This window comes from Deinococcus seoulensis, assembly GCF_014648115.1.
Taxonomy (GTDB): Bacteria; Deinococcota; Deinococci; order Deinococcales; family Deinococcaceae; genus Deinococcus; species Deinococcus seoulensis.
In genome coordinates this window covers 69,508-95,513 of sequence record NZ_BMQM01000016.1, presented here as the reverse complement: position 1 = coordinate 95,513, position 26,006 = coordinate 69,508, and the positions used below count along the sequence as shown (strand labels likewise).

Genomic DNA, 26,006 nt, shown 5'->3' with positions numbered 1-26,006 from the left:
GGTCACTCGGCACACGCTCTTTCACTGGTGGCCCTTGTTGGCTAATTAATCGGAGTCCGTATGAGTGGCAGCAGAGCGAGTAGACGCAAAACGGGTTCCGGTTTGTCGGCGGAACAAACGGAATCCGTATCAGTCGGCCCGTTCCGCGTGGCGGTCCAGGCCGTCCGCGAGGGCCTGAAGGGCGGGCCGCAGCGCCGGGAGTTCCACGCGGGCCGTGTGCCAGATCAGCGCCGCCTCGATCCCGAAGTAGTCGTGCGACACGAGGTTCCGCACGTCGCGCAGCAGTGCCCACGGCACGTGCGGGTTGGTGTCCTGCACGGACTGCGGAATGAACTTGGTGGTCTCGCCCAGGCGTGCCAGTCCGTGCAGGACGGCCTCGTGCACCAGTTCGTTCCGTTCGAAGTCGCTGAGGGTCAGGCCGTCCGTGAAGTGTGCGATGCGGTCGATGGCGCGCAGCAGGTCGAATACCCGCCAGCGCCAGCGTTTCTCCCGGTGCGAGCGGGGCAGGTGCTCGGGGACGCTCAGCACGTCGATGGCGTCTGCAAGGATCTCGCGGCGCAGCGGGTCGCGCAGGGCGGCGCCCGTCACGACGTCTACCCGGCGGGACAGGGCCCGCTCGAACACCTCGCGCGCGCGCATCAGGTCCAGCAGGCCGCGCGGAACGCCCGGCGCGAAGTCGATCAGCAGGTCGATGTCGCTGGCCTCGCCCGCCTCGCCGCGCGCGACCGACCCGAACACCTGCACGCGCGTGACACCCAGCGCCTCCCACTGTGCCTGCGCCGCCCGTAGCCGCGCCGCGACCGTCTCGAGGCGAACATCCGGAAACAGCGGCTGGGCAGCGTTCATGGCGCCCAGGATACGGCGTGCCAGTGCGCGCGGACCGTATCCTGAACGGGTGATTATCGCCGTGGGCCACGACCTGATCGAGATCGACCGTATCCGGCGCATGCTGGACCGTGAAGGGCAGCGGGCCGAGAAGCTGTTCACGCCTGCGGAACTCGCGTACTGCGCGCGCCTGAGCGACCCGGCGCCCAGTCTCGCGGCGAGGTTTGCGGCCAAGGAGGCCTTCCAGAAGGTCTGGCCGCGCCCGCACGGCTGGCGGGACGTGTGGGTGGAGCGCACGCCCACGCCCGGCGGGCCGTTCCCGTTCGCGCGCCCGCATCTGGAATTCGCGCCGCACATCGCGCAGCACATGCGCGAGCAGGGCTGGGCGGCGCACCTGACCCTGACGCACACGAAGGAGCACGCCTCGGCCGTGGTGATTCTCGAGGGACTGGTCCCCGCCACGGACCTGCCCCCACCAAGGACTTGAGCGTTCCTGAAGAGAGCGGCCCGCGCCCCCCACAATCGTCGCCTCGCTGACACCCGGCCGGGCGGGCGCGGGCCTACGCTGGGGCATGAACCCTGCACGCAGGCCCGCGTTCCCCGTCCGGCTGGCACCGCTGGCCCTGCTGCTGGGCGCCGCGCTCCTGACGGCCCCGGCGGCACGGGCCGCGCCCGGAACGTCAGCGTCCGCCGCAGCGAAGGCAGCCGCCCCGGCGCGGGCCAGCGCTGCCGAGCAGGCCGCCATGACGCGCGGCCGGACGCTGCTGCGGGACTTCTACGCCGTGCGGCTCGACGGGTTGTGGGGGGCGTTCTCGCCGGGCGTGCGGTCGCAGTGGGGCACCCTGGAGTCCTTCCGGTCGTTCCGGCGGGACGGACTGGCGCAGTACGGCCCGGAACGGCAGGTCGTGCAGGAACGCACCTTCACGCGCGGCCCCGAGGTGTTCTACGTGCGCAGCGCCGCCTTCGAGAAAGCGCCGGAACTGGTGTGGGCGGTCGTGCTGGGCTTCACCGGCACGCAGGTCACGACCTTCGGCATTGCGCTGGAAGAGGACCGCAGCGACGCGCCCGTCGCCCTGCGCCGCACCCTGAACGCCCCGTAGCATCCCGTGGCGCCGTGGCGCGGCGTCCCGTGGCGCGGCTGGTCATACGGATTCCGTTTATTTCGTTGACAACCCGGAAGGGCGCCGGGTTGCCAACTCCACGTCCGGAACCCGCTTCGACTCCTACTCGCTCCGCTCGGATTGAATAGCTTTTAAAGCCATTCAATCGGAGTCCGTATCAGGAGCCGCCCTGGCTGGTCTGCCGGGCCAGTTCGCGGCCCTGGCGGTCCGTGACGGTGAAGGTGTACTGCGCGGTGTCCTGCCGCAGCCAGTTCACGCGCTGGTCCACGCAGGCGTCCGGCAGGTCCAGCTGGGCGGGTGTGGGGTACGCGCGGTCGATGCTGTTCTGCCGGAACGTTTCGAGTTCGCGGGTCAGGCTGTTTGCGCAGTTCTGCGCGGCGGCCTGGGTGGTCACGCGGCCCGCGTCGGTCAGGGGGTCTTTCTGCTGGACGGTCTGCACGGCGTTCAGTTGCCGTTCCAGCGCCTCGACGCGGCGGGTCAGGTCGGCGTTCTGCGCGCGGGCCTCGCGGTCCTGGCAGCCGCTCAGCAGCGGCAGCAGCAGCAGGATCAGGGCGGGACGCTTCATGCGGCCAGGGACGAACAGGGCAGGGCGGAGGCAGGGCGCGGGCGGCGGATCACGCGGCGCAGGTTAGCGCACGGGCCGCCGCGTGGACCGGGCACCGTCTTTCATTCGTTTCTTCATGAAGGTGCGCGGCCCGGTCGGCAGAAGCGCGCCGCCTCCTTCCGGGAGCGGGAAGGCAGGCGGCGCGCAGAGCCAGTCAGATCAGCGGTTCAGGACGCTGACGATCTCCACGTGGCTGGTCTGCGGGTAGAAGTCGTGCGGGATGACTTCCGCGAGTTTCCAGCCGCGCCGCACGAGGTCGCCCACGTCGCGCGCCCAGGTGGCCGGGTCGCAGGACACGTACACGAGGCGGTCGGCGGTGCTGGAGTTGATGTGCTCGCGCGCGCCCTCCTCCAGTCCGGCGCGGGGCGGGTCCACGACGATCACGTCGGTGCCCAGTTCGCTGAAGCGCGCCGCGTCGCCGCTGCGGAAGGTGACGTTGCTCTCGCCGCTGACAGCCACGTCCTGGCGGCCGCGGGCGAGCGCCTCGGGCGCGGCGTCCAGCACGGTCACGCGGCGGAAGTTCGGGGCGAGGTGACGGCCGATCGCGCCGGCCCCGCCGTACAGGTCCACGGCGTGCTCGCCCTTCCCGGCCAGTTCGGCGGCCCGTTCGTAGGCCAGTCCGGCGGCCTGCGGGTTCACCTGCGCGAAGCCCGTGGCGGACACGCTGACCTGCACCTGCCCGAACTGCTCGCGGATCTCGCTTTCCCCGGCGATCAGGCGCACCCCGGCGCTGAAGCGTTTCCCGGCGGGTTGCGCCAGGGACACGCCGACCACGCCGGCTTCCATCAGGTGGTCGCTGGCGCGCAGGTACTGGCGGGTCTCGCCCGGCCCGATCAGCGCGGCGACGACCTCGCCGGTCAGGCGGCTGGCGCGGAACGCGACCTCGGTGGCGGGGTCCAGCAGCGTGGGGTCGATGCGGTCCATGACGGCCTGAATCTGCGGCATGACCAGCGGGTCCTTTTGCACGACCAGCGGTTCGCTGCCGCGCCGCTCGCGGTACGCCAGCCCGCCGGGCGTCACGAGGTACTGCGCGGTGTTGCGGTACCCCCACGCCTCGGGGCTGGGGACGGTGGCGGCCACGCCGTGCTGCACCTTCGCGATGCGGCTCAGGGCCTCCTGCACGAAGGCGCGTTTGAAGTCCAGTTGCGCCTCGTACGTGGCGTGCGCCAGGTCGGCGGTGGGCAGTTCCGGGCCGTCCACGCGGGCGGGACTGCGGCGCAGCACCTCGACCGTCTGGCCCTGGCGTACGCCCTTCCCGGCGCGCACGCGGGCCGTGACCTGCTCGCCGGGCAGCGCCCCGCGGACCAGCACCACGCCGGACTCATCCCGGGCGAGCCCCAGCCCCCCCGCAACAAGTTTCTCGATTTCCAGCGTAAGTAAAGCGTCCGACATAACGTACAGGGTAGCGCGTCCGGCACCTGCGCCGCTGCCCTCAGCTCACGTTGCGCCCCGCGCGGCCCCTGCCCACGGAGCGCGGCGGCCCCCGGGGAATCACCCCCGGAGGCCGCCGCGCCGCTGTCTCACAGCCTTCAGTTCTCGTATTCGAGGTACGTGTAGCCCAGCAGTTCCTCGCCGTAATCGTCGAGCATCTCCTGTTCCTGCTCGCCGGTCAGGGTGCCGAGTTTGATGGCGGCGTCGGCCTGATCCTCGATGGCGTCGCGCAGCATGGGTTCCTCGTAGCCCATGGATTCGATCATGCGCCGCGCCTTCTGGCCGCGCACGAACAGGTCGATGTGGTACTTCCCGCCGGGGCGGACGGTCACGTGGGCCTCGCTGACCTTGCCGAACAGGTTGTGCGCGCTGCCCAGCACGTCCTGGTACGCGCCCATCAGGAACACGCCCAGGTAGTAGGGGCGGTCGCCGGGTTCGTGCAGCGGCAGGGTGGCTTTCACGTCGCGCAGGTCGATGAACTTCTCGATCTTGCCGTCGCTGTCGCAGGTGATGTCCACGATGGTCGCCTGACGGGTGGGTTTCTCGTTCAGGCGGTCGAGCGGCACGATGGGAAAGAGCGCCTGAATGGCCCAGTTGTCCGGGAGGCTCTGGAACAGGCTGAAGTTGCAGATGAACTTGTCCGCCAGGACTTTCTGCAGGTCTTCGAGTTCGTCCGGGACGTACTTCTCGTTCTGGATGAGTCTGGCGATCTTGCGGAGGATGGCGTTGAACAGCGCCTCGCCGCGCGCCCGGTCGGGCAGGGTCACGTAGCCCAGGTCGAACAGGTTGTGCAGCGTCTGCTTGTCGCCGACGGCGTCGTTGTACGACTCGCGGTAGTTGCGGGCCGTGATGTTCGCCAGGATGTCTTCCATGTCCTTGACGATCTGGTGGCTGTTCTCGTCGGCGGGGGCGAGATCCTCGAGGTCGCGGGTGGGGCCGGTGACATCCACGACGGGCAGGATCAGCACGGCGTGGTGCGCGGTCAGTGCCCGGCCGGATTCGGACACGATCACGGGTTCCGGGACGTTGCGGGCCTTGCAGACTTCCTGCACGGTGTACACGATGTCGGCGGCGTACTCGCGGACGGTGTAGTTCATGCTGGCGTAGAAGGTGGTCTTGGAGCCGTCGTAGTCGACGCCCAGGCCGCCGCCCACGTTCAGGTACTTCAGTTGCGCCCCGGCGGCGATCAGACCGGCGTACGTCTGGGTGGCCTCGCGCACGGCGACCTTCACGCGGCGGATGTCGGTGATCTGCGACCCGATGTGGGTGTGCAGCATGACCAGCGTGTCCAGCATGTCCTCTTCACGCAGGCGTTCGACGACGCGCAGCAGTTCGTAGGCGTTCAGGCCGAACTTCGCCTGATCCCCGCCGCTCTCCTCCCACTGCCCGGAGCCGCGCGCGTGCAGCTTGAAGCGCACCCCCATGGCCGGGCGAACGCCGAGCGCCTTGGCCTGCTTGAGGATCCGGTCGAGTTCGCTGTACTTCTCGATGGTGATGACCACGTTCTTGCCGAGCGTGCGGCCCCACAGTGCCAGCTTGATGAAGCCGTCGTCCTTGAAGCCGTTGCAGCACAGCAGCGCGTCGGGGTGCATCTTCTGCGCGAGGCACAGCGCCAGTTCGGCCTTGCTGCCGGCCTCCAGGCCGTGCGCGTAGTCGTACCCGGCGGCGGCGACACTCTCGACGACCATGCGGCGCTGGTTGACCTTGATGGGGAACACGCCCTGGTAGTGCCCGGTGTACCCGTACTCCTGAATGGCGGCCTGGAAGGACTCGTTCAGGTGCTTGACGCGGCCCGTGATGACCTGCGGGAAGCGCAGGATGACCGGCAGGCTCTCGCCGCGGTCCACGATCTCGTCCACGATGGCGCGCAGCGGGGCGTGCAGGCCGGGGGTGGGGGTCACTTCGACCTGGCCCTTGTCGGACACGCGGAACCAGCCGCCGGACCAGTTGGGCACCTGGTACAGTTCGGCGGCGTCGGTGGTGGAAAATATGCTGGGTGTCGTCATTGAGGGCGTCCTCCTCCGTGTGGATAGGCTCGCCGTGCGCGGGGTTCGGAGGTGCTGCGCTCCCCGGACAGCGGGTGGGGCGGGCAGCACTCACGGACGCCGTGCGAAACCGGGCGCATGATACGGCAAACGCTGCGGCGCGGATGTCATCTGCTCCCTGATTGCCTGCCTTCACCGTTCGTGGGGGGCGGCCTCACGGGCGCACGCCGACCCGGCACACACGCGGAGCACACGGGAAGGGCACACGGGAAGGGCATACAAGAAGAAGGGAGCGGAGGCTTTCACCTCGCTCCCTTCTGGCTGGCGGTCCGGACGGGATTTGAACCCGCGACCTTCTGCGTGACAGGCAGATATGCTAACCGCTACACTACCGGACCAGCGGAACAGAGGTTAAGGGTCACAGGCCCGGAAGTCAAGAGGGCACACCCTCACCGGCATCCTCACGAGCGGCTGACCACCCGGTCACGCCCACTGTCCTTGGCTTCCCGCAGGGCCGAGTCGGCACGCTCGAAGGCGGCCTGCACGGCCTCGCCGGGCTGCACGACACTCAGGCCGGCGCTGAGGGTCACGCGTTGCCCGCCGGTGAAGGTGCGGCGCGCGACCTCCGCGCGGACCTGTTCGAGCAGCGCGGCCGCCTGTGCGGACACGTCCTCCGTAGCGTCCGGCGGCAGCAGCAGCGCGAATTCCTCGCCGCCCCAGCGGTACGCCTGCCCGCGCCCCGCCAGTACGTCCAGCAGCACGTCGGCCACGCCGCGCAGCACGCGGTCCCCGGCCGTGTGCCCGTGCGTGTCGTTCACGCGTTTGAAGTGGTCGATGTCCAGCACGGCCAGCGCGGTGCCCGGCGCCTGGGCGCGGCGGGTGTGTTCGTCGAAGGCGCGGCGGTTGAGCAGCCCGGTCAGCGCGTCGCGTCGCTGCGCCTGTTCGCCCGCCAGGTAGCGGCGGTTGATCTCGGTGAACGCCCCGCCGTACGACACGACGATCAGGCACACGACCAGCAGCAGCAGCGGCGTGTTGCTGGACAGGGACGGTTGCAGTCCCAGCGCCTGCCAGCGCCAGACCAGCAGCGTGGCGGCGGCGCTCAGGCCCAGCCCGGTCAGGCGGCCCATGCGGGCGTCGTCCGTGAACAGCAGCGTCCAGGCGAGCACGGTGCCCGGCGCGAGCAGCAGCAGCACGGTCAGCAGCAGCGGGTCGCCGCTCAGGCCGCCGGGCCGCGACAGCAGCGCCACGACCAGCACGAACGCGATGGTCGTCAGCGGGAACGCGCGGCGCAGCGTGTCGTGCCAGCGCGCGGGCAGCAGCAGGTGCAGGGCCGCGCCCAGCAGCGCCGTGCCCGACAGGGCCACCAGCACCCGCAGCGAGCCGGGGGACGCGCCGATCCCGGCGATCAGCAGCGAGCCCGCCACCATCGGCAGCGCCACCCGGAAGTACAGCCGCCCGATGCGCTCGGGAATGCTGAACGGGTCCGGGGCGGTGATGGGAGGCCGGGCGCCGCCGCCGTTCACGCGCTGCACCGCAACCGACCAGCGCGCGCCGCACACCGGTCCGTCCGGGCCTGGGTCAGCGTGCAGGGTGACGGCATGAATGGAGGTAGCGTGAATGGAATCGGCATGAGGTTCGGAACTCCGGGTCGCTGCCAGCGCAGGACCTGGGACGGAGCATAGCCGCGCGCACCTGCCAGCGCTCTGACAACTGCCGAAGCGGGCCGCACATGAACGCCGCGCCGGGGCGGCCGGACCGCTACCATGCGGGCATGTTCGGCCGTGACCCTCACCGGGCCGCCCTGCGCGGGGTGGGGGACGTGCTGGGCCGCGACCTGAGCGCCCTGCGGCCCCTGCTGCGCGCCGCCCTGCCGCGCGGGGGCGTGATCGCGGCGGCGCGCGGTCAGGCGCGCGTGGTGACGGCCCTGGGCGCCCCCACCCCCACGGTCACGACTGCCCCGCACGACTGGACGCCAGACCCGTGGCAACCAGACCCGTGGGAACCAGACTCGTGGGAACCGGTCCCGTGGGGGCTGGCGCGGTGGGAACTGGCCAGCGTGACCAAACCGTTTACCGGGGCGCTGGCCGCCGCGCTGGTGGCAGCCGGGAAGCTGGAATGGCACGCGCCCCTCTCGGCGCTGGGCGGGCCGCTGCGGGGCGTGCCGCGCACGGTCACGGCGTGGCGACTGGCGACCCACACGGCGGGCCTGCCGGCCCACCCGGCCCGCGCGACCCTGACGGTCCTGACCCGTTACCACGACCCGTACGGCGGGATGGACGCGCGGGCCGTGCTGGGCAGCGTGCGCCGCTGGGCGGGCGTGCCGGGCCGCTTCGTGTACTCGAACCTGGGCATGGGCGCCCTGGCGCTGGCCTGCGCGCACGCCGACGGGCAGGAGTGCAGCGCCGACGGGTACGGGCGGGCACTGCGCCGCCACGTGACCGGCCCGCTGAACCTGGATGTCAGCCTCACGGCCCGGCGGGCGGCGGCCACGCATGCGCCGCACACGGGGTTCGGCCCGCTGGCCGGGGCGGGCGGTCTGTTCGCCACGCCGGACGCCCTGCTGAGCTTCGCGCAGGCGCACCTGCCCGGCACGGCCGCGCCCACGGGACCGCTGGGCGCGTGGCAGGACACGGTGCGCCCGCAGGGGCTGCCGCCGGGCGTGCAGGTCAGCGCCGGGTGGCTGGCGCGCGGCCCGCTGCGCTGGCATGACGGCGTGGCCCGCCATACCCGCACCGGGCTGGCCTTCGACGCGCCCAGCGGCGCGGTCCTGGCCGTGCTGGCGCGCGGTGGCGAGCCGCTGCTGGGCCGCCGCGCGCAGGTGACGCGCCTGCTGCTGCGGGCGCTGGAGTGAACCGGGTGACAGCGGGCGGGTCTTCAGGGGGCAGGGTCTTCAGGGAGTGGGTACGACCCAGGTGACGCTGCGGGCGTCGTTGATGGCGGTGGGCAGGGTGGCGCTGCGCCAGTTGCCGTTCTGCAGACCCAGCAGCGTGTCGTGGCGGCGCAGGCTGCCAGCGCTCAGGGCGTACAGGTACCCGTCGGGGGCGACGGTCAGGTCGCGCAGGCCCGCGACGTTCTCGATGGTGGCGGCGGCAGCGGCACTCTGGCCGTTCCAGAGGCGCAGGGGTTCGCTGCTCGCGCCGGACAGGGTGTTGTCGCGCCACGCGGCCAGCAGGGTCTGGTTGCCGCTGCCGCTCCAGAGGCGGTCGTAGCGGACGTTCCCGAAGGCGCTGAGGGTCGTGGTGCTGTCGGGCACGCCGCTGCTGCCCAGTTTCTGAATCCCGGTGTCGGTCGCGGCGATCAGCTGCCCGCCGTAGTTGGCGAGGTCGCGGATGGCGGGCGCGGCGACGGGCTGGCTGACCTCGGCCACCGGGTCGCCGGTGCTGGCGGGCGCGGCGCGCAGGACCTCGCTGCCTCCGCCCAGGCGGGCGCGGGCCACGACGCCCAGGTCGCCCTGCACGGCCACGCGGGTGGGGGGCGTGTCGCTGCCCGGCGCGGGTTGCAGCGCGGCTGGCAGCGCAGCCGTCCATTGCAGCGCGGCGTTCTGGTACATGGCGAGGTTCTGCACGCCGCCGCAGTCGCTGAGGATCAGCAGGCGGTCACGCGCGGCGTTCTGCGCGGCCTGGACGGTGCAGCGCGGCGTGTAGGGGGGGTCCGGGTAGGCGCGCGGGTCGCTCAGGTCGGCGGCGCGGCTCTCGGTCCCGGCGGCGCGGGTCAGGGTGACGCGCTGCCCGCCGGTGGGCGTGGTGACGTTCACGCCGCCCGTGACGGCCTCGCGGGCGTCCTCGGTGACGGTCACGGCGCCGCTGCTGCCGGACGGCGTGACCGCGCGCAGGACGGTGCCGCCGTCGGTCAGCAGGACCAGGCGCAGGGAGGCGCTGCCTTCCTCGGTGCCGGTGCAGGCGGCCAGCAGCAGCGGCAGCGCCAGCAGGGCGGCCAGCGGGGCGCGGGGTGGGCGGGCGGGACGGTGGGTCGGCATGGGGGTTACCTCGTGGTGGGGTCAGGGGTTGATGAGCGGCACGCTCAGGCCGTCGCCGGTCAGGTCGAACAGCGGGTAGAACGACTGCCCGGGCAGGCCCACGGCCACGCGGTAGCGGCGCAGACCCAGGTCCGCCTCGGCCTGGAGTGCCCAGCAGCAGCGGTCGATGGTCAGGCCCAGCACCGGGGAGAGCGGCGCGGGGTTCTGCCGCACGCCGTCCACCCAGGTGAAGGTCTGGCGCAGGCTGCCGCTCAGGTACGCGCCGGGCGGCTGCCCGCTGCGGCCCAGGCCCACGCTGAGCCGCAGCGGGTCCAGGGTCAGGGTGTCGGTGGCGCGGTCGTCGGGGTAGGTGCCGCTGCGGGTGCGGGCATACGTGCCCCGGCCGGACAGGGCGGCGCGGCTCCCGAACTGCCAGGAGGCGTCCAGGCTGGCGCGGGTCAGTTCGGTGCGCGGCTGGTCCAGGCCCGGCGTGTTCAGGGTCGCGCCGAGTGCGAGGCGCTGGCCGGGGCGGGTGGCGTTCAGGCTGCCGGTCAGGGTGGGTTGCGTGAACCCGCCGCGCACCAGATCGTACGGGCCGCCGTACGTGACGTTCCAGTTGGTGGCGCTGCCCTGCACGGTGCCGGCGCTGACGCTCAGGGTGCCGTTACTGGTCGCGCCGGCCGGGCGGGTCAGGTACAGGCTGTGCGCGGTGCTCAGGCGGTAGCGGCCCCGCCAGGTCAGGCTGGCGTCCCCGATGAGCTGCCCGGTGGGCGGCAGCAGGCGCTCGGTGCCGCTGAGGGTCAGGGGGTTCAGGACGGTGTCGCTGGTGCGTGACAGCGAGTAGTTCACGCGGGCCTCGTTGATGACCGGGGTGCTGACGTTGTGCGTGACACTGACCGTGAAGTTGTTGGTGCGCACGTCGCCGCTGACCGTGCCACTGACCGTGAACGGGCGCGGCCCGGTCGTGCGGTCGTAGCCGCCCTGCGCGGTCAGGGCCAGCGTGGACGGCCACTGCGGGCGCGGCGCGGCCTTCACGCTTCCTGCCGCGCCGGTCGGTGCCAGCGGCAGGGTGCTGTTCCCGGCGGTGTTGCTGAGGGTCGCGGAGTACGAGAAGGTCTCCAGTTCGCGGTCCGTGAGGTCCACGGTGCTGGTCGCGTTGAGGTTCAGAGGGCTGCGGTTCACGCCCAGCGTGAAGGTCGCGGGCTTCTGCTGGTCGTCCTTCAGGAAGAGGTCGCGGCTGTACGACACGCCGAACGTCACGTCCCGCACGGGCACGGTGGACAGAGTGACGCTCAGGGGGGCGCTGAGGGTCCGGCCGTACAGCGCGTCGAACGCGAAGGGACTGGTGCCCTCGGTACGCAGGTACGCCGCGCCCACGCTGACGGTGTTGGTGGTGTTGAACCGCTGCGTGAGGGTCGCGCCCAGGTTCAGCTGCACCGTGCGGGCGCCCGTGCCGTAGTACCGCCCGGTGAAGGTGTTGCTGAGGCTCAGGTCCGCGTTCTGCCAGGGTCTGGCGGTGTACGCGAGGCTGTGCTGCTCCTCCAGGCGTTCGGTGGTGATGTTCACGCCCTGCGCCGACGCGCTGCGCGACAGCGGGTTGCTGGCCCCGGTGTACCGCCCGGCACTCACGCGGAAGTCCGCGCTGAGGTTCCCGTTCGTGTACACCTTGGGGTCCACCGTGACTTCCGGGAGTTTCAGAGGCGCACTCAGGGCCGTGGTGGGTTCCGGGCCAAAGCGGTTCACGTAGTTGAATTCCGCCGTGAACAGCGGGTAGTCCACCTTCGCGCCGAACGTGACGTTCGTGACGCCCCGCTGCGGGTCGGTGTCGCCCCGCCCGATGTCGCTGCGCGTGACGCCCAGCGTGTAATCCAGGTCGCGCAGTGCCAGTTCCAGCGGCACGCGGCCCCGCACGCCGAAGTTCAGGTCCAGGTCGTAGCCGCTGCTGCCCACCGGGCGGGGGTTCGCCAGGGTGTACAGGTTCACGCGGTCCACCCACGCCAGCGGCCCGTACGAGCGCAGGCTCACGCCCAGGCCCAGGCCGGGGTCGCGGTTCTGGTAGTAGCGCAGCAGCGTGGTACCCAGCGTACTGCTGCCGATACTGAACGGCAGGTCGGCCTGCACGGTGAGGCCGTCGGTGGCGTCCCGCCCGACTTCCAGGCGCGGCTGGCGTTCCGGGTCGTTCAGGGGCAGTACCAGCACCGGCAGGAACAGCACGGGCACGTCGGCCAGCAGCAGTTGCGCGCGGTACGCGACCAGCCGGTCGCCGGGGTACAGCAGCAGCCGCTCGGCGCGGAACGCGAAATCGTTCGGTGTGCGGCCGCAGCGGGCGCAGGTCGTGAAGTACCCGCCCGTGGCGCGCAGCTGCCCCGGAATGCGCTCTATCTCCTGACCGCGAATTTCCAGTTGCGCGTCGCTGATCAGCACGTCCTCGCCCGTCACCTGCTCCTGCCCGAGTTCCACGACTAGGTTCTCGCCGCTGAGGTTCTGGCCGTCCCCGGCGCTGCGGTAACTGGCCGCGCCGATCAGAGTCAGGGTGCGGCGCGTGCGGTTGAACTCCACGCGCCGCGCGCGGACCACGTCGTCATCCACGCGCAGTTCGACGTCGCCCGTGATGATCACCAGTTCCTGGTCGTCCACCTGCCGCAGTTCCAGCGTGTCGGCCGAGATGATCTTCACCGTGCGGGCCTGCGCGCCGCCCAGCAGACCACCCAGCAGGCCCAGGCCCAGCAGCGCGGCCCGCAGCCGCCCACGGCGGCGGCGACGCGTCATGGGCGGCTCATTCGGACTCCGATTGAATGGGCGGCAAAGACCATTCAATCCGAGCGGATGCGAGTGGAAGAGAAGCGGGTTCCGGACGTGGAGCTGGCAATCCGGTGAAGTTCCGGGTTGTCAGCGAAACAGACGGAATCCGTATCATTCAGCGGCCGTCCACAGCGCCGTCGCCAGGACCGGGGCAGCGGCAGGCAGCGGCAGGGCGGGCAGTGGCAGCTCTGGGGTGGGCAGGGCCGCGCCCATCGCCAGCACGGGCCGCTCGGCGGGCAGGGTGGTGGGCCGCGCGCCGGTCAGGGTGCCCAGCACCGTGCCCGGGTAGTAGAAGCCCAGCACGTGCAGGTGGTCGTACCCGGCGCGCGCCAGTCCCAGCGCCCCGTACTGCGAGAGGCCCACGCCGTGCCCCGCGCCGCTGCCCGTGATGACCAGCGGGTTCAGGCCCGCCAGGGTCACGCGCGTGCCCGACGCGCCCAGCGACCGCACGAAGCCCCCGGCGTTCGCGCCGCTGAGTTTCATGGCGCCCGAAGCGCCCACCAGCATGATCTCGGCCGGGCGGCCCGACTCGCTCAGGCGCGTGACGGTCACGCTGGTCAGCGCGCCCGTCTTCGCGCCGTACTGCGCCGCGACCGCCTGCACCTTCGCGAGCGGCACGCTCACCTGCCAGCTGGCACGCGGACTCCCGGCCGAGAACGGGTCCGGGCGGGCCGTCAGGTACGGAAGGTCCGTGCCCCACACCTCGGCGCTGGAGGCCGTGAACCCGCCGGAATCACTGCTGAAGTACGTGCTGGCCGCCCGGCCGCCGAACGCCACGACCTGCGCGCGCGTGGCGGCCACGGCGGCGTCCGAGGCGGGCTTCTCGGCCCTGACGCCCGGGTACACCTGGCAGCTTTCGGTGGCGCAGGTGTCGTACGGCGCGGCCGGGTTGATGCGGGCCGACACGTACGTCCGCGCGATCACCGCCTGCGCCTGCACCGCCGCCGACGGCCACGAGGCGGGCATCTCGGCCGGAACCACGGCCCGCAGGTACTCCTCGATGTCCACCACGTTGATGCCCTGCACGCCGCCCCGCTCGATGCGCAGCTGCACGCCGCCCCGGTAGGTGGTTCCGGCGATCTCGACCGTGCGGCCCGCGCCGGGCGGCAGGTACAGGGTGGCGCTGCCGGTCGGCTGGCCGTTCAGGGTCAGTTGCGCCGCCGCGCCCGACCCGGACACCCCCACCGTCCATGCCTGCGTGGGCAGCGTGGTGGACGGCAGCGCGCCCGAGACCGATCCCGGCACGCCTGTCACGGGGGCCGGTGAGGACGGCACGCGCACCGTGAGTTGCGGCGCGGCCGCCACCAGCACGCGCACGTTCAGGGCAGACGCGCCGCCCAGGCCCAGCAGCAGCGTGGACAGCAGAGAAGCGCCGAGACGCAGACATGAACGCATGATCAAGGCCGAGTATACCCACGCCGCCCAGCACGCGCCTGACAGAACCGTGAGAGCCCCGCCGCCACCCAGGCCAGACGCACAGGCCAGATACACCACAGGCCGGACACACCCCACGGTGGACGTGACGTGAACGCACGCCCCACCCGCCGCACCCCACCGCCGCGCCATCATGCCCGGCATGACCCCCGACGCCCCCACCCCACCCGGCCACGTCTGGGCACACGTCGGCCAGCCGTTCACGCCGCCCGCCCCCCGCCCGGACGGCACGCACTACGACTTCATCGTGATCGGCGCCGGCCGCATGGGCAGCCTCCTGACCCTGGCCCTGACGCGCGCCGCGCCCCAGACGCGCCTGCTGCTGATCGAACAGGGCGGCCTGCCCAACGAGGAAGGCCACACCATCCTCGCGCCCGGCGTGTGGACCACCGCGCACCTGACCCCCGACCAGCACCCCGCCGCGCACGCCAGCCGCGCCCTGATCGAGGAACTCGGCCAGCCCACCCCCCGCCCCCACATCACCCTGCACACCCACCCCGCCCCCGGCAGCGTGCCCACCGCAGACGCCCTGGAGGGCCACCCGGACAGCCTCGCCCTGATCGACCCCGGGGTCCTCACGCACGCCACCACCGACCCGCACGCCCTGACCTACCGCCCCGGCACGCTCGCCCTGAACGCCGCGCAGACCGCCATCCGCGCCGGCGCGCACCTGATGCTCAACACCCGCGCCGCCCCCCACCCCGCCGGAGTGGTCACCGCCGAACGCCTGACCGTCACCAACACCCACCAGATCATCACGCACGAAACCCACACCCTCCGCGCCCGGCACGTCATTCTCGCCACCGGCGCCGACGCCCCCACCCAGGCCGAACACCACCTCGGCATTCACACCCGCCACGCCCGCGCCTACCAGCAGACCCCGCACCTGAACGCCCCCAGCACCCCCACCAGCCCCACCCTGCACCACGCCGGACTGACCCTCACTCCCCAGCACGGCGCGTACACCCTGCACCCCGCCATCCACCACCGCGACCCGCACGGCTACGCCCCCACTGGCGGCCACCTGACCGGCGTGCCCACCGGCCTGCGCCGCGAAACCCTCGAAGACCTCGTCGGTCTCATGGACGCCCTCCCTGTCCTCGCCACACCGGGGCTGCACCTGGGCCGCAGCCTCAGCGACATCCCCGGCAGCTGGGTCGCCCTCCCCCACGGCACCCCCCACGCCCCACCCACCCACGAACCCCTCGACCCCCACACCACCCTCCTCCTCGGCGGCCCCCACGCCGACACCCTCGGCCCACACACCGCCCAGACACTCGCGCAGCAACTGGCTGGGACGTAGGAATTGGGAAGTGAGGGTGATTGGGCAACACATCTGCTTCGCAGGACCCCTCAGTCAGCTTCGCTGACAGCTCCCCTCAAGGGGAGCCAGGACAGATACCGCTACAACGGTCATGGCAACCAGGCCCGTCGTGCGCGCAGCGCGCGGGGCGCACGCGGCGAAATCGGAGGATGGCGTGTGAGGCGTGGCCGTCCCCGCCCGATCACCCACCACGAACGCCCGCGAAATACCTGCCCAGTGCAACGCTGCTCCCCCTGCCCCCCTGGGGGAGGGGGCTGGGGGGTGGGGAAACACACGGGAAGGTGCCCCCCTGTTGTCTACCCCTTCCCCACCCGCCCGCCGCCGCTGGCGCCTAAGCTGTCGCCCATGAGAGCGGCGCGAATTACGGGCTGGTCAGGGGTGAACGCCTGACGGCCTGCGCGCTGCCAATCGTCCCCCACCCGCTGCTGGTGGGGGTTTTTCTTTCGTTCGGACTGAGCAAGGGGTGATGCGTGGTGATGCAGGTCAGGGAGTTCAAACCGGGTGAGATGGACGCGATGGATGTGCTGCGGCTGGCGCTGACGAGCAAGGTGTACGGCGCGGCGATCGAGACGCCGGTGAGTGAGACGCCGTCGTTGAGTGCGCGGCTGGGGAACCGGGTGCTGCTGAAGCGGGAGGATCTGCAGCCGATCTTTTCGTTCAAGTTGCGGGGCGCTTATAACAAGATGGCTCAGCTGACGGCGGAGGAGCGGGCGCGTGGGGTGATCTGTGCGTCGGCTGGGAATCACGCGCAGGGGGTGGCGTTCGCGGCGCAGAAGCTGGGGGTGCGGGCAGTGATCGTGATGCCCGCGACGACGCCGGAGATCAAGGTGGGGGCGTGCCGGGCGCGGGGGGCGGAGGTGGTGCTGTTCGGTGATTCGTTCAGTGACGCGGAGGCGCGGGCGTTCGAGTTGCAGCGGGAGTTGGGTCTGACGTTCGTGCATCCGTACGATGATCCGCTGGTGCTGGCGGGGCAGGGAACGGTGGCGCTGGAGTTGCTCCGGCAGGTGGAGGTGGACGGGCCGGTGACGGTGTTCGTGCCGGTGGGCGGCGGCGGCCTGATTGCGGGGGTGGCGGGGGTGCTGAAGGCGCTGCGGCCCGATATCCGGATCGTGGGCGTGGAGCCGGATGACAGTGACGCGATGTTCCAGTCGGTGCGGGCCGGGGAGCGGGTGCGGCTGGATTCGGTGGGGATTTTCGTGGATGGCGTGGCGGTCAAGCAGGTGGGGGCGTTCACGTTCGATCTGACGCGCCGGTACGTGGATGACTGGGTGCGGGTGAACACGGATGAGGTGTGCGCGGCGATCAAGGACGTGTTCGACGATACGCGGGCCGTGATGGAACCGGCGGGGGCGCTGGCGGTGGCGGGCCTGAAGAAGTACGTGGCCGAGCGGGGCGTGCGCGGCGAGACGCTGGTGGGTCTGACGTGCGGCGCGAACGTGAATTTCGACCGGTTGCGGCACGTGGCGGAGCGGGCCGAGGTGGGTGAGCAGCGCGAGGCGATTCTGGCGGTGACGATTCCGGAGCGGCCGGGGGCGTACCGGGAGTTCATGGAGGCGCTGGGGGCGCGGGCGATCACGGAGTTCAACTACCGGTTCGCGCCGCGTGAGGAGGCCCAGATTTTCGTGGGCGTGCAACTGGCCCGCGCGGGGCAGCGGGCGGAGCTGGTGGCGGGGCTGGTCGGGCTGGGCTACGCGGTGACGGACCTGACGGAGGATGAGCTGGCCAAGGTGCATGTGCGGCACATGGTGGGGGGCCGGGCGCCGGAGGCGACGGATGAGCGGGTGTACTCGTTCACGTTCCCGGAGCGGCCGGGGGCGCTGCTGGAGTTCCTGACGCACCTGCATGGGCGCTGGAACATCAGCCTGTTCCACTACCGGAATCATGGGTCGGCGCATGGGCGGGTGCTGGCGGGCCTTCAGGTCCCGGCCGGGGATGAGGCGGCGTTCGCGGCGTTCCTGGCGGGGCTGGGGTACCCGGCGGTGGACATGACGGCCAATCCGGCGTACCGGTTGTTCCTGACCTGAGCGTTGGGGGCGCATGAAGGGGGGGTGGGGGCGCCCTCACCCCCGGCGGGTGCAGGTGTGTCGTGATGAGGCATGACTGATTCGGGTGCGAGTGTGACGGTGGGGCTGCGTGGGGCGTGGCTGGGCGAGGCGACGGACCCGGCGCGTTCCTTTCAGGGCGAGGTGACCGACTCTGTACTGGAAGCGCTTCCGGTGGGAACGGAGGTCACGGTGCGGTTCCGGGATTCCGGGCGCCGCGTGACCGGAGCGTCCGAGCACGGGTCGTACGTGCTGAGTGCCGCCGGGCACGAGTGGCCGGTGTCGCGCTTCACGGCGCACGCCAGCGCGGCCGGGCAGGTACGTGACGACCGCGAACTGTCCGGGGCATGGGTGGCGGAACTCGTGAACCGCTGACCCTCGGGGTGACAGGTCCGATGAAGGTCGGTTCTACGCGGCCCTCATGCCCCCTGAAGTTTCCTCCTACCCTTCCGGGGGTGGGGTGTGAAACGGTGGAGTATGGACAAACAGCTGATTCAGGAGTGCATCGATGCGTGTCTGGCGTGCGTGGCGGCGTGTGAGGCGTGCGCGACGGCGTGCCTGTCAGAGCCGGATATCGACATGATGCGCGGCTGCATCCGGCTGGACCGGGACTACGCGGACGTGTGTGCCCTGACGGCGCGGTTGCTGATGCGGGGCAGCGCGGTGCATGCGCGGGCGTGCGCGCTGTGCGCCGAGGCCTGCGCGGCGTGTGCGGCCGAGTGCGGTCAGCACAGTCATGAGCACTGCCAGCGCTGCGCCGAGGCGTGCCGCCGCTGCGAGGAAGCCTGCCGGAAAATGGCGGCCTGAACGCGGTTAATGCGGGGCTGGTCGGGGTGGTCTGGCCGGTCATGGCCTGGGGGTAGACTGGACGGATGACGCCCCTCTGCCCTGTGCGTACGTCTGGTGATTCACTGGACGTACGTTTCGCTTTGGCCTATACTGCGCCGAGGTTGTTATGCTTCTAACAGAAATTATCAGCGTGGGCACGGAGCTGCTGTTCGGCGAGATCGTCGACAGTAACGCCGCGTTCCTCGCCCGTGAACTCGGGGCGCGCGGCGTCACCCTGCACCGCAAGACCGTGCTGGGAGACAACCTGCCCCGCCTGACCGACGCCATCGGCACGGCCCTGGACCGCGCGGACCTGGTGATCCTGGGCGGCGGCCTGGGACCCACCGACGACGACCTGACCCGCGAGGCCATCGCCGCCGCCCTGAACGAGACTCCCACCGAAGACCCCGATCAACTCGCGCACCTGCGCGGCCTGTACGAATCGCGCGGGCGCGTCATGCCCGAAATCAACCGCAAGCAGGCGTGGCTGATTCCCAGCGCCGAGGCCCTGCCCAACCCGGTCGGGACCGCGCCCGGCTGGTTCGTGCGGACCACGCGCGGCACGCCGAAGCTGCTGGTCGCGCTGCCCGGCCCGCCCCGCGAGATGCAGCGCATGTGGCGCGAGCAGGTGCTGCCGCGCCTGCCGCTGCCCGGCGCGGCGCTGGAACACACCACCATTCACACGCAGGGCATCGGCGAGAGTAACCTCGCCGAGCTGCTGGGCGACCTGACCCGGCAGGCGAACCCCAGCGTCGCCACGTACGCCCGCGCGACCGGCGTGGACGTGCGCGTGGCCGCCAGCGCCCCGGACCGCGATCAGGCGGCGGCGCTGCTGCACCCGGTCCGGCAGCGCGTGCGCGAACTGCTGTCCCGCTGGACCTGGGGCGAGGACGACCAGACCCTCGCCGGGGCCGCGCAGGGAGCCTTGCAGAACCGCACGCTGGGCGTGATTGAGGCCGGCAGTGCCGGAATGCTCTGCACGCTGCTGGCCGACCAGCCGGGCTTCCTGGACGCCGCCGTCACGCAGGACCACGCGCGGCTGATCACGCTGGGCCTCACGCCCGTCACGCTGCGCGACCAGGGTCTCGTCAGCGAGCAGGCCGCCCGTGAACTGGCCGCCGGGGCGCGCGAACACCTGGGGGCCGACGTGGGCCTCGCGGTGGTCGTCGCCACGACCGGCGAGCGGGCCGGGCAGGCCTTCGTGGCCGTGAACGTCCCGCAGGACGGCCGCGACCCGCAACAGGACACCCTGCACGTCAACTGGCCCGGCGACGCCGCGCAGGTGCGGGAACGCGCCGCCGTGAGCGCCCTGTCGCTGCTGCGCCGCGCCCTGAGCGTCCCCGCCGAACTCTCCCCCACCCCGGCCCCCGACCAGCGGCCCGAAGGAAGGACCGCATGAAGATCAAGAAAACCGCCCGTAAACCAGAACCCGCCGCCCCGCAGGACGGCCGCAGCGCCCTGCAGAGCGCCCTGGCCGAGGCACGGCAGGCCGCCCAGCAGAAGGGAAGGCCCAGGGCAGCAGCCCACCGGAAGGACAGCCCCCAGAAGAAAGACAGCCGTGAGAAGGACAGCCGTGAGAAGACCGCCCGTGAGCAGCGCGAGGCAGGCGCCCCCCGTGGCGAGCGTCCGCCCCGCCCCGCCAGGCCGGGCGCCGCGAAACCGGGCGGCGCGGCCGGGCAGGAGCGCGGCGACGACAACCACCAGCCTCCGGGCACGCAGCGGCTGTTCTTCGCGCTGAAGGTTCCCGCGAACCTCGCTGGGCCGATCCGGGAGGCGCAGCGCAAACTGCGTGGCAACTGGCGCAACGTGAACGCCGACCAGATGCACGTCACGCTGGCGTACCTGCCGGCCGTGCCGAACGACCGCGTGGACGATCTCAAGCGCCTGGGGGTGCGGCTGATGCAGGACCTCGCGCCCATGCAGGTGCACCTGCGCGGCACCGGCTACCACCCCAACGAGGGCAGCCCGCGCGTGTGGTTCGTGAAGGTCGAGGCCGAGGGCCTGACTGAACTGGCGCAGGCGCTGCGCGACGGCATTCACGAACTGGGCCTGCGCACCGATGACCAACCGTTCAAGGGGCACATCACCCTGGCGCGCAAGAAAGGCCCGGCGCCGCGCGTGCCGCCGCTGATCTTCACGCAGAACTGGCAGGCGGGCGGCGCGGTCCTGTACCGCAGCATCCTGCGCAAGACCGGTCCCATCTACGAGACCGCCAGCACCTTCCGGTTCCGCGCGCCGCTCCCCACAGAACCCACCACTGAATCAATCACTGAACCCACCTCCGCTGAACCCAGCACGACCGAACCCAGCACCGCGCCCACCACGACCTCCCCGGCCCCGCAGGCCGCCCCGGACAACCAGTAAGGAGACCCCATGAGCAAGGAAAAAGAGATCACTGCCGCCCCCACCGACGCCAAGGAACGCGCCAAGGCCATCGACACCGCCATGAGCCAGATCGAGAAGGCGTTCGGCAAGGGCAGCATCATGAAACTCGGCGCCGAGAGCAAACTCGACGTGCAGACCATCAGCACCGGCAGCCTCAGCCTCGACCTCGCCCTCGGCGTGGGCGGCATCCCCAAGGGCCGCGTCACCGAGATCTACGGCCCGGAATCCGGCGGGAAGACCACCCTGGCCCTGAGCATCATCGCGCAGTCCCAGAAGGCCGGCGGGACCGCCGCGTTCATCGACGCCGAACACGCCCTGGACCCCGTGTACGCCCGCGCGCTCGGCGTGAACACCGACGAACTGCTCGTCTCGCAGCCCGATAACGGCGAGCAGGCGCTGGAAATCATGGAACTGCTGGTCCGCAGCGGCGCCATCGACATCGTCGTCGTCGACTCGGTCGCCGCCCTGACCCCCCGCGCCGAGATCGAGGGCGAGATGGGCGACAGCCTCCCCGGCCTGCAGGCCCGCCTCATGAGTCAGGCGCTGCGTAAGCTGACCGGGATTCTCAGCAAGACGAACACCGCCGCCATCTTCATCAACCAGGTCCGCGAGAAGATCGGCGTGATGTACGGCAACCCGGAAACCACCACCGGCGGCCGCGCCCTGAAGTTCTACGCCTCCGTGCGCCTGGACGTCCGCAAGATCGGGCAGCCCATCAAGGTCGGGAACGACGCCGTCGCGAACACCGTGAAGGTCAAGACCGTGAAGAACAAGGTCGCCGCGCCCTTCAAGGAAGTCGAACTGGCCCTGGTGTACGGCAAGGGCTTCGACCAACTCAGTGACCTTGTCACGCTTGCCAGCGACATGGACATCATCAAGAAGGCCGGGAGCTTCTACTCGTACGGCGACGAACGCATCGGCCAGGGCAAGGAGAAGGCCATCGCGTACATCGCCGAGCGTCCCGAGATGGAAAACGAGATCCGCGAACGCGTCCTGACCGCCATCCGCACCGGGAACGCCCCGGAACTGCCCACCAAACCCATTTCCGAATAAGGACGGTTGAAAGGTGAGGGGAGAGGGCACATGCGCGCCTCTCCCCCATCTGGCCTACCCGGCCATCCCTCTTTCGGCGGATGCCGTGCCAGTGCCGCCCGGCGCAGACTGGGCGCACGCTTCGGGGTGGGGTTTCCATACGGGAGACATCGACAACCCACGCCCAGGCAAAGCCCCCCACCCAGGTGAAGGTGGGGGGCTTTTTCACTGCCTGCGGCAGCTTACCGGCGGACGAACCTTATTTACGGACGAACTGCCAGGCGGTGGGCAGCAGCAGCGCGGCCAGCAGCAGCTTGATGCTGTCGCCGATGATGAAGGGGGTCAGGCCGGCGGTCATGAGGGCCGCGCCCTTCAGGCCGGTGATGGCGCCCAGGACGGGCAGGCCGATGGCGTAGATGACGGCGCTGCCGGCCAGCATGGCGAGGCAGGTGCCCAGGAAACGGCGGTCCAGGCCGAAGCGTTCCACCAGGAATCCGACCAGAGCGGCCGCGAAGGGCCAGCTGATGACGTACCCGATGCTGGCGCGCAGGCCGGTGCCAGCCGTGTTCATGAAGCCGCTGGCCCCCCCGGCGTACACGGGCAGTCCGGCCGCTCCGGCCAGGGCGTACAGCAGCACGGCGGCGAAGGCGCGTTTCCAGCCGAGGGCCGCGCCGACCAGCAGCACGCCCAGCGTCTGGAGGGTCATGGGGACGGGTTGCAGGGGCACCTCGGCCTGGGCGAGCAGCGCGATGAAGGCCGCGCCGCCGCCGATCAGCAGCAGGTCGCGCAGGGCGCTGGGGGTGGGGGCCAGCTGGCGGGCCAGGGTGGGGTGGGTCATGGTCATGGTGGTCTCTCCTTGCGGGGGGTGTGGGGTGGGATGGACGGTCAGCGGTCTGGCCGGGTGCCGTTCAGGGGGCCGGGCCGCTGCCGCCTTCCGGCGCGTCGGCAGCCGGACGGGAGGCGTCCGGGCTGGACTGATCGGGGCTGGGCTGATCGGGGCCGAGGCTGCCGATCAGTTGCACGTCCCCGGCGCTGACGGTGCGCGGCCCGGCGGACGTGGTGACGATCAGGCTGCCCTGCGCGTCGAGGTCGGTGGCGGTGCCTTCCAGCAGGCCCGCGTGCGTCTGAATGCGGACCGGGCGGCCCAGCGTGACGTTCGCGGCCCGCCAGTCGTTCAGGGTCTGTTCGGGCGGGGCGGCCAGCGCGCGTTCCAGTTCGCGCAGCAGCGTGCCCAGCAGGGCGGCGCGGGTGGGTTCCGGGGTGCCGGGGGTATGCAGGGCGCTCAGGTGCGCGGCGTCCTGCGGGGCGGCCGTGACGTTCACGCCGATGCCGATCACGACCCGGCGTGCTTCCTCGCCGCGCAGGTCCGCTTCGAGCAGGATACCCGCCAGTTTGCGGCCGTTCGGGGCGAGCAGGTCGTTCGGCCATTTCAGGCCGCCCGTCCCGGCGGCGCGGTGCACGGCCACCCCGGCGGCCAGGGGCATCAGGGGCAGGTCGGCCAGGGTCAGGGGCGCGCCGTGCGGGCCGGTGGTCAGCAGCACACTGAAGACCAGGGTGCCGTTGGTGGTGTCCCAGGTGCGGCCCCGGCGGCCCCGCCCGGCGGTCTGGCGTTCGGCGACCATGACCGCGCCGTGCGGGGCGGGCTGGTCGGGGTGGTCGGCCCAGACGCGCAGGGCGTCCTGGGTGCTGGTGACGGTGCCGTGGTAGCGCATGGCCTGTCCCAGCGTGCCGCTGCGGGCGGTCAGTTGCGGGGCGGGCGTGCCGGGCGGCAGGGCGTACCCGGCGCGGGTGACCTGCACGGGCACGCCGCTGTCGATCAGGCGGCGGGCCAGGGTGTTCACGGTGACGCGGTTCACGCCGAGGGCCTGTCCGAGCGCGTCGCCGGTCTGGGCGCGGTCGGTCAGGAGGGGAAGGAGGCGTTCAGGCATTCGTTCAGTGTTCTACGCGCTTTCCTGAACGAAGGCAACTGAACCCGGTTCAGACGGACTCCGATTGAACGGCTTTATAAGCCATTCAATCCGAGCGGATGCGAGTAGGAGAGAAACGGATTCCGGACGTGGAGTTGGCAGATCGGTGGTGTTCCGATCTGTCAACGAAATAAACGGAATCCGTACCAGACCGGGCCGCCGGCCGGGACCGGAGCGGGGCGCGGCGGGCTTTGTCGCGCGCGTCATGGGCGGGTCAGGAGGCATTTGCTAGACTGCGCGCATGACGATGGTGCGGCAGACCAAGCAGCGGGCGGCGGTGATCGAGGTGCTTCAGGGCGCGCGGTCCCACCCGGACGCCGCCTGGATTCACGCCCAGGTGCGCGAGCAACTGCCCAGCGTGAGCCTGGGCACCGTGTACCGCACGCTGGACGCCCTGGTCCGCGACGGCGTGGTGGTCACGCTGGAACGCGCCGGGCAGGCCACCCGCTACGACTACAAGCACGAGGGCGACACGCACCACCACGCGGTCTGCCGGGGTTGCGGCGCGATCTTCGACGTGGACGCCGCCGTGATTCCCACGCTGCCCGCCTCGGCCCTGCCCGCCGGGTTCCAGGTGACCGACGTGCGCCTGGAATTCCTGGGCGTGTGCCCCGCCTGCCACGCGCAGGCCGAAGCGGGCGCCGCCGGGTAAGGCCCCCACCCGCCCCGCGCCGGTGGGGGCGGTTCGTCCCGGCGTGCGGGCGGTACTCTGCCGCTCATGACCCCGCCGCCCGAGCCGCCCGTTTCGCCCACCCCGGACCTTCAGGAGTTCCCTACCTTCCGCCTGGGCTCGTTCCTGCCGGCGTTCCTGCTGGGCTGGGGGGCCGGGGTGGCCCTGACGTTCGCGGTGCGCGGCGTGGGCGGCGCGCTGCTGACCGGTCCCTGCGAGGGCCGGACCGTGCTGGCGCTGCTGGTACCGCTGCTGCTGGGACCGGGCGGGCTGGCGTTCACGGCCGCGAACTGGCGCCGTCCGCGCCGCGCGGCGCTGGGCCTGGGACTGGTGCTGGCCTCGCTGCTGCCCGCCCTGTACGTGGGCGCGCAGGACATCGGCGGGCTGCGCCGCACCGGGTGCGCCGGAGGGTACGTGGTCGTGTCCCGCCTGGAGGGGAACGGGCAGGCCGGGGGCAGTGTCAGCAGCGTGTCGCTGGTGGCGGGCACGTCGCAGGAACTCACGGCGCGGGTGGGCGGGTACACCCAGCAGACGCATCCGGGCGTGTTCACGGTGCGGGCGCAGGGCAGCGCGCCCGGCATCAACGTGACCGTCACGCCGGAGCGCGTGCGGGCGGGTGAACCCTTCCGCCTGACCGTGTCGGCGGCCGCCAGCGCGCCCGTGAACACCTACACGGTGGGCGTCAGCGCCCGCACCGCGCAGGGCGGGAAGACCGTCGAGGCGACCGGCACCATCGAGGTCAACGTGCGGCCCGCCGTCCGTCCGCCCGCCCAGCCCGAGCCTGCGCCCCAGGGCACACCTCCTGCCACTCCCTGACCCCGCGCCGGGGGTGTGGGGCGCGCCGGGCGGCGGGTGATACGCTCGTCCGGTGAACGTGACGGAACTTTCCAGCATTGCCCTTCAGACGTTCCTGACGATGCTGGTCGTCATGGACCCGGTGGGCCTGGCGCCCATCTTCATCGGGCTGGCCGGGAACCGCCCGAGCTTCGAGCGGCGGCGCGTGGCCCTCAAGGCCTGCCTGGTGGCGGGCGGGATCATCCTGCTGTTCGGGCTGTTCGGGCGGGGGCTGCTGGAGCACCTGGGCATCAGCCTCAGTTCGTTCCGGATTGCGGGCGGGATCCTGCTGTTCCTGATCGCGCTGGACATGGTGTTCGCGCGGCCCAGCGGCAGCAAGGAAACCGCCGAGGAGGAGCAGGAGGCGCAGCAGCGTGAGGACATCAGCGTGTTCCCGCTGGCCATTCCGCTGATCGCGGGGCCGGGCACGCTGGCCAGCATCATGATTCTCGCGGCGGACGCGCACGGCTCGCCGCTGCTGCTGACGGCCGTGTTCCTGGTGACGGCCGCCGTGCTGCTGCTGTGCTACCTGGCGCTGCGCCTGTCCGGGCAGATCGCACGGGTGATCGGCCTGACCGGCGTGCACGTGGTCACGCGGGTGCTGGGCGTGCTGCTGGGCGCGCTGGCCGTGCAGTACGTGGCCGACGGCACGCTGGAACTGATCCGGGGCGGCCTGAAGACCGGGTGGCTGCCCGGCACGCTCCCCTGGCTGGGCTAACCTGACTGGGCTGAGGCGGCGTGGGCTGACCCGGCCCCCGCTAGGCCAT

23 protein-coding genes and 1 tRNA gene are annotated in these 26,006 nt (G+C 71.4%); 13 read left to right on the top strand and 11 right to left on the bottom strand.

What is annotated here, in order from left to right; genetic code table 11:
* Nucleotides 1–129 precede the first annotated feature (129 nt).
* Nucleotides 130–846: a HepT-like ribonuclease domain-containing protein gene (locus tag IEY70_RS12410; protein ID WP_189065331.1), complete on the bottom strand. Its 717-nt coding sequence runs from the start codon at nt 844–846 to the stop codon at nt 130–132.
* 49 nt (nt 847–895) lie between these two features.
* On the opposite strand from IEY70_RS12410, the gene IEY70_RS12405 reads away from it, so the two are divergent.
* Both IEY70_RS12405 and IEY70_RS12400 read left to right on the top strand, forming a co-directional pair.
* Entirely contained in the window at nt 896–1,312 is a 417-nt protein-coding gene (locus tag IEY70_RS12405; RefSeq protein ID WP_189065330.1) for a 4'-phosphopantetheinyl transferase superfamily protein, read from the top strand.
* 85 nt (nt 1,313–1,397) lie between these two features.
* Nucleotides 1,398–1,925 (top strand): hypothetical protein, encoded by a 528-nt coding sequence (locus tag IEY70_RS12400; RefSeq protein WP_189065329.1) that lies wholly within the window; start codon nt 1,398–1,400, stop codon nt 1,923–1,925.
* A 178-nt stretch (nt 1,926–2,103) separates the two neighbouring features.
* Here IEY70_RS12400 and IEY70_RS12395 read toward each other — a convergent pair whose 3' ends face one another.
* The 5 genes from IEY70_RS12395 to IEY70_RS12375 form a co-directional block, all read right to left on the bottom strand.
* On the bottom strand, nt 2,104–2,511 hold the full coding sequence (locus IEY70_RS12395) for a hypothetical protein (protein WP_229777903.1): 408 nt from the start codon (nt 2,509–2,511) through the stop codon (nt 2,104–2,106).
* Between the two features lie 198 nt (nt 2,512–2,709).
* A complete protein-coding gene (locus IEY70_RS12390; RefSeq protein WP_189065328.1) occupies nt 2,710–3,942 on the bottom strand; it encodes a class I SAM-dependent RNA methyltransferase in 1,233 nt (410 codons plus the stop codon).
* 137 nt (nt 3,943–4,079) lie between these two features.
* Entirely contained in the window at nt 4,080–5,987 is a 1,908-nt protein-coding gene (gene speA, locus IEY70_RS12385) for a biosynthetic arginine decarboxylase (RefSeq protein WP_189065327.1), read from the bottom strand.
* Nucleotides 5,988–6,288: 301 nt separating this feature from the next.
* Nucleotides 6,289–6,364, bottom strand: a tRNA-Asp gene (locus IEY70_RS12380).
* A gap of 63 nt (nt 6,365–6,427) precedes the next feature.
* Nucleotides 6,428–7,498: a GGDEF domain-containing protein gene (locus IEY70_RS12375; RefSeq protein ID WP_189065326.1), complete on the bottom strand. Its 1,071-nt coding sequence runs from the start codon at nt 7,496–7,498 to the stop codon at nt 6,428–6,430.
* A 239-nt stretch (nt 7,499–7,737) separates the two neighbouring features.
* Here IEY70_RS12375 and IEY70_RS12370 point away from each other — a divergent pair, with 239 nt between their 5' ends.
* The gene (locus IEY70_RS12370) at nt 7,738–8,817 is read left to right on the top strand and encodes a serine hydrolase domain-containing protein (protein ID WP_189065325.1); all 1,080 of its coding nucleotides are present in this window, start codon (nt 7,738–7,740) and stop codon (nt 8,815–8,817) included.
* A gap of 39 nt (nt 8,818–8,856) precedes the next feature.
* Here the strand turns inward: IEY70_RS12370 and IEY70_RS12365 are convergent, their stop codons facing one another.
* The 3 genes from IEY70_RS12365 to IEY70_RS12355 form a co-directional block, all read right to left on the bottom strand.
* On the bottom strand, nt 8,857–9,942 hold the full coding sequence (locus IEY70_RS12365; protein ID WP_189065324.1) for a hypothetical protein: 1,086 nt from the start codon (nt 9,940–9,942) through the stop codon (nt 8,857–8,859).
* A gap of 21 nt (nt 9,943–9,963) precedes the next feature.
* Complete coding sequence (locus IEY70_RS12360; protein ID WP_189065323.1) at nt 9,964–12,690, bottom strand: LPS-assembly protein LptD; 2,727 nt, start codon at nt 12,688–12,690, stop codon at nt 9,964–9,966.
* A 144-nt stretch (nt 12,691–12,834) separates the two neighbouring features.
* Complete coding sequence (locus tag IEY70_RS12355; protein WP_189065322.1) at nt 12,835–14,118, bottom strand: SpoIID/LytB domain-containing protein; 1,284 nt, start codon at nt 14,116–14,118, stop codon at nt 12,835–12,837.
* A gap of 181 nt (nt 14,119–14,299) precedes the next feature.
* Between IEY70_RS12355 and IEY70_RS12350 the strand changes: the two genes are divergently transcribed.
* The 7 genes from IEY70_RS12350 to recA all read left to right on the top strand — a co-directional run bounded on the left by IEY70_RS12350 (nt 14,300) and on the right by recA (nt 21,789).
* Complete coding sequence (locus IEY70_RS12350) at nt 14,300–15,460, top strand: FAD-binding oxidoreductase/lyase (RefSeq protein WP_229777902.1); 1,161 nt, start codon at nt 14,300–14,302, stop codon at nt 15,458–15,460.
* A 527-nt stretch (nt 15,461–15,987) separates the two neighbouring features.
* Nucleotides 15,988–17,505 (top strand): threonine ammonia-lyase, biosynthetic, encoded by a 1,518-nt coding sequence (gene ilvA / locus IEY70_RS12345; protein WP_229777901.1) that lies wholly within the window; start codon nt 15,988–15,990, stop codon nt 17,503–17,505.
* 72 nt (nt 17,506–17,577) lie between these two features.
* Entirely contained in the window at nt 17,578–17,898 is a 321-nt protein-coding gene (locus IEY70_RS12340; protein WP_189065319.1) for a hypothetical protein, read from the top strand.
* 102 nt (nt 17,899–18,000) lie between these two features.
* Nucleotides 18,001–18,330: a four-helix bundle copper-binding protein gene (locus tag IEY70_RS12335; protein ID WP_189065318.1), complete on the top strand. Its 330-nt coding sequence runs from the start codon at nt 18,001–18,003 to the stop codon at nt 18,328–18,330.
* A 148-nt stretch (nt 18,331–18,478) separates the two neighbouring features.
* Nucleotides 18,479–19,750 carry a CinA family nicotinamide mononucleotide deamidase-related protein gene (locus tag IEY70_RS12330; RefSeq protein WP_189065317.1) on the top strand — a complete coding sequence of 424 codons (1,272 nt, stop codon included), beginning with the start codon at nt 18,479–18,481 and terminating at the stop codon, nt 19,748–19,750.
* Nucleotides 19,747–20,715 (top strand): RNA 2',3'-cyclic phosphodiesterase, encoded by a 969-nt coding sequence (thpR, locus tag IEY70_RS12325; protein ID WP_189065316.1) that lies wholly within the window; start codon nt 19,747–19,749, stop codon nt 20,713–20,715. The genes IEY70_RS12330 and thpR overlap by 4 nt, the downstream gene beginning before the upstream one ends.
* 9 nt (nt 20,716–20,724) lie before the next feature.
* A complete protein-coding gene (gene recA, locus IEY70_RS12320) occupies nt 20,725–21,789 on the top strand; it encodes a recombinase RecA (protein WP_189065315.1) in 1,065 nt (354 codons plus the stop codon).
* A 238-nt stretch (nt 21,790–22,027) separates the two neighbouring features.
* Here recA and IEY70_RS12315 read toward each other — a convergent pair whose 3' ends face one another.
* Both IEY70_RS12315 and IEY70_RS12310 read right to left on the bottom strand, forming a co-directional pair.
* Entirely contained in the window at nt 22,028–22,606 is a 579-nt protein-coding gene (locus IEY70_RS12315) for a biotin transporter BioY (RefSeq protein WP_373290783.1), read from the bottom strand.
* Between the two features lie 70 nt (nt 22,607–22,676).
* Entirely contained in the window at nt 22,677–23,696 is a 1,020-nt protein-coding gene (locus IEY70_RS12310) for a biotin--[acetyl-CoA-carboxylase] ligase (RefSeq protein ID WP_189065313.1), read from the bottom strand.
* A gap of 280 nt (nt 23,697–23,976) precedes the next feature.
* Between IEY70_RS12310 and IEY70_RS12305 the strand changes: the two genes are divergently transcribed.
* The 3 genes from IEY70_RS12305 to IEY70_RS12295 all read left to right on the top strand — a co-directional run bounded on the left by IEY70_RS12305 (nt 23,977) and on the right by IEY70_RS12295 (nt 25,957).
* Complete coding sequence (locus tag IEY70_RS12305) at nt 23,977–24,387, top strand: Fur family transcriptional regulator (RefSeq protein WP_189065312.1); 411 nt, start codon at nt 23,977–23,979, stop codon at nt 24,385–24,387.
* Between the two features lie 66 nt (nt 24,388–24,453).
* The gene (locus tag IEY70_RS12300) at nt 24,454–25,221 is read left to right on the top strand and encodes a hypothetical protein (protein ID WP_229777900.1); all 768 of its coding nucleotides are present in this window, start codon (nt 24,454–24,456) and stop codon (nt 25,219–25,221) included.
* A 52-nt stretch (nt 25,222–25,273) separates the two neighbouring features.
* Nucleotides 25,274–25,957, top strand: a complete 684-nt coding sequence (locus IEY70_RS12295) for a MarC family protein (protein ID WP_189065311.1) — start codon at nt 25,274–25,276, stop codon at nt 25,955–25,957.
* Nucleotides 25,958–26,006 lie beyond the last annotated feature (49 nt).

What these genes read in the sequence shown, in the direction of transcription:
- IEY70_RS12410 (WP_189065331.1), bottom strand. Translation starts at nt 846, where the DNA reads ATGAACGCTGCCCAGCCGCTGTTTCCGGATGTTCGCCTCGAGACGGTC.
- IEY70_RS12400 (WP_189065329.1), top strand. Translation starts at nt 1,398, where the DNA reads ATGAACCCTGCACGCAGGCCCGCGTTCCCCGTCCGGCTGGCACCGCTG.
- IEY70_RS12395 (WP_229777903.1), bottom strand. Translation starts at nt 2,511, where the DNA reads ATGAAGCGTCCCGCCCTGATCCTGCTGCTGCTGCCGCTGCTGAGCGGC.
- IEY70_RS12390 (WP_189065328.1), bottom strand. Translation starts at nt 3,942, where the DNA reads ATGTCGGACGCTTTACTTACGCTGGAAATCGAGAAACTTGTTGCGGGG.
- speA (WP_189065327.1), bottom strand. Translation starts at nt 5,987, where the DNA reads ATGACGACACCCAGCATATTTTCCACCACCGACGCCGCCGAACTGTAC.
- IEY70_RS12370 (WP_189065325.1), top strand. Translation starts at nt 7,738, where the DNA reads ATGTTCGGCCGTGACCCTCACCGGGCCGCCCTGCGCGGGGTGGGGGAC.
- IEY70_RS12365 (WP_189065324.1), bottom strand. Translation starts at nt 9,942, where the DNA reads ATGCCGACCCACCGTCCCGCCCGCCCACCCCGCGCCCCGCTGGCCGCC.
- IEY70_RS12360 (WP_189065323.1), bottom strand. Translation starts at nt 12,690, where the DNA reads ATGACGCGTCGCCGCCGCCGTGGGCGGCTGCGGGCCGCGCTGCTGGGC.
- IEY70_RS12355 (WP_189065322.1), bottom strand. Translation starts at nt 14,118, where the DNA reads ATGCGTTCATGTCTGCGTCTCGGCGCTTCTCTGCTGTCCACGCTGCTG.
- IEY70_RS12350 (WP_229777902.1), top strand. Translation starts at nt 14,300, where the DNA reads ATGACCCCCGACGCCCCCACCCCACCCGGCCACGTCTGGGCACACGTC.
- ilvA (WP_229777901.1), top strand. Translation starts at nt 15,988, where the DNA reads ATGGACGCGATGGATGTGCTGCGGCTGGCGCTGACGAGCAAGGTGTAC.
- IEY70_RS12340 (WP_189065319.1), top strand. Translation starts at nt 17,578, where the DNA reads ATGACTGATTCGGGTGCGAGTGTGACGGTGGGGCTGCGTGGGGCGTGG.
- IEY70_RS12335 (WP_189065318.1), top strand. Translation starts at nt 18,001, where the DNA reads ATGGACAAACAGCTGATTCAGGAGTGCATCGATGCGTGTCTGGCGTGC.
- IEY70_RS12330 (WP_189065317.1), top strand. Translation starts at nt 18,479, where the DNA reads ATGCTTCTAACAGAAATTATCAGCGTGGGCACGGAGCTGCTGTTCGGC.
- thpR (WP_189065316.1), top strand. Translation starts at nt 19,747, where the DNA reads ATGAAGATCAAGAAAACCGCCCGTAAACCAGAACCCGCCGCCCCGCAG.
- recA (WP_189065315.1), top strand. Translation starts at nt 20,725, where the DNA reads ATGAGCAAGGAAAAAGAGATCACTGCCGCCCCCACCGACGCCAAGGAA.
- IEY70_RS12315 (WP_373290783.1), bottom strand. Translation starts at nt 22,606, where the DNA reads ATGACCCACCCCACCCTGGCCCGCCAGCTGGCCCCCACCCCCAGCGCC.
- IEY70_RS12310 (WP_189065313.1), bottom strand. Translation starts at nt 23,696, where the DNA reads ATGCCTGAACGCCTCCTTCCCCTCCTGACCGACCGCGCCCAGACCGGC.
- IEY70_RS12305 (WP_189065312.1), top strand. Translation starts at nt 23,977, where the DNA reads ATGACGATGGTGCGGCAGACCAAGCAGCGGGCGGCGGTGATCGAGGTG.
- IEY70_RS12300 (WP_229777900.1), top strand. Translation starts at nt 24,454, where the DNA reads ATGACCCCGCCGCCCGAGCCGCCCGTTTCGCCCACCCCGGACCTTCAG.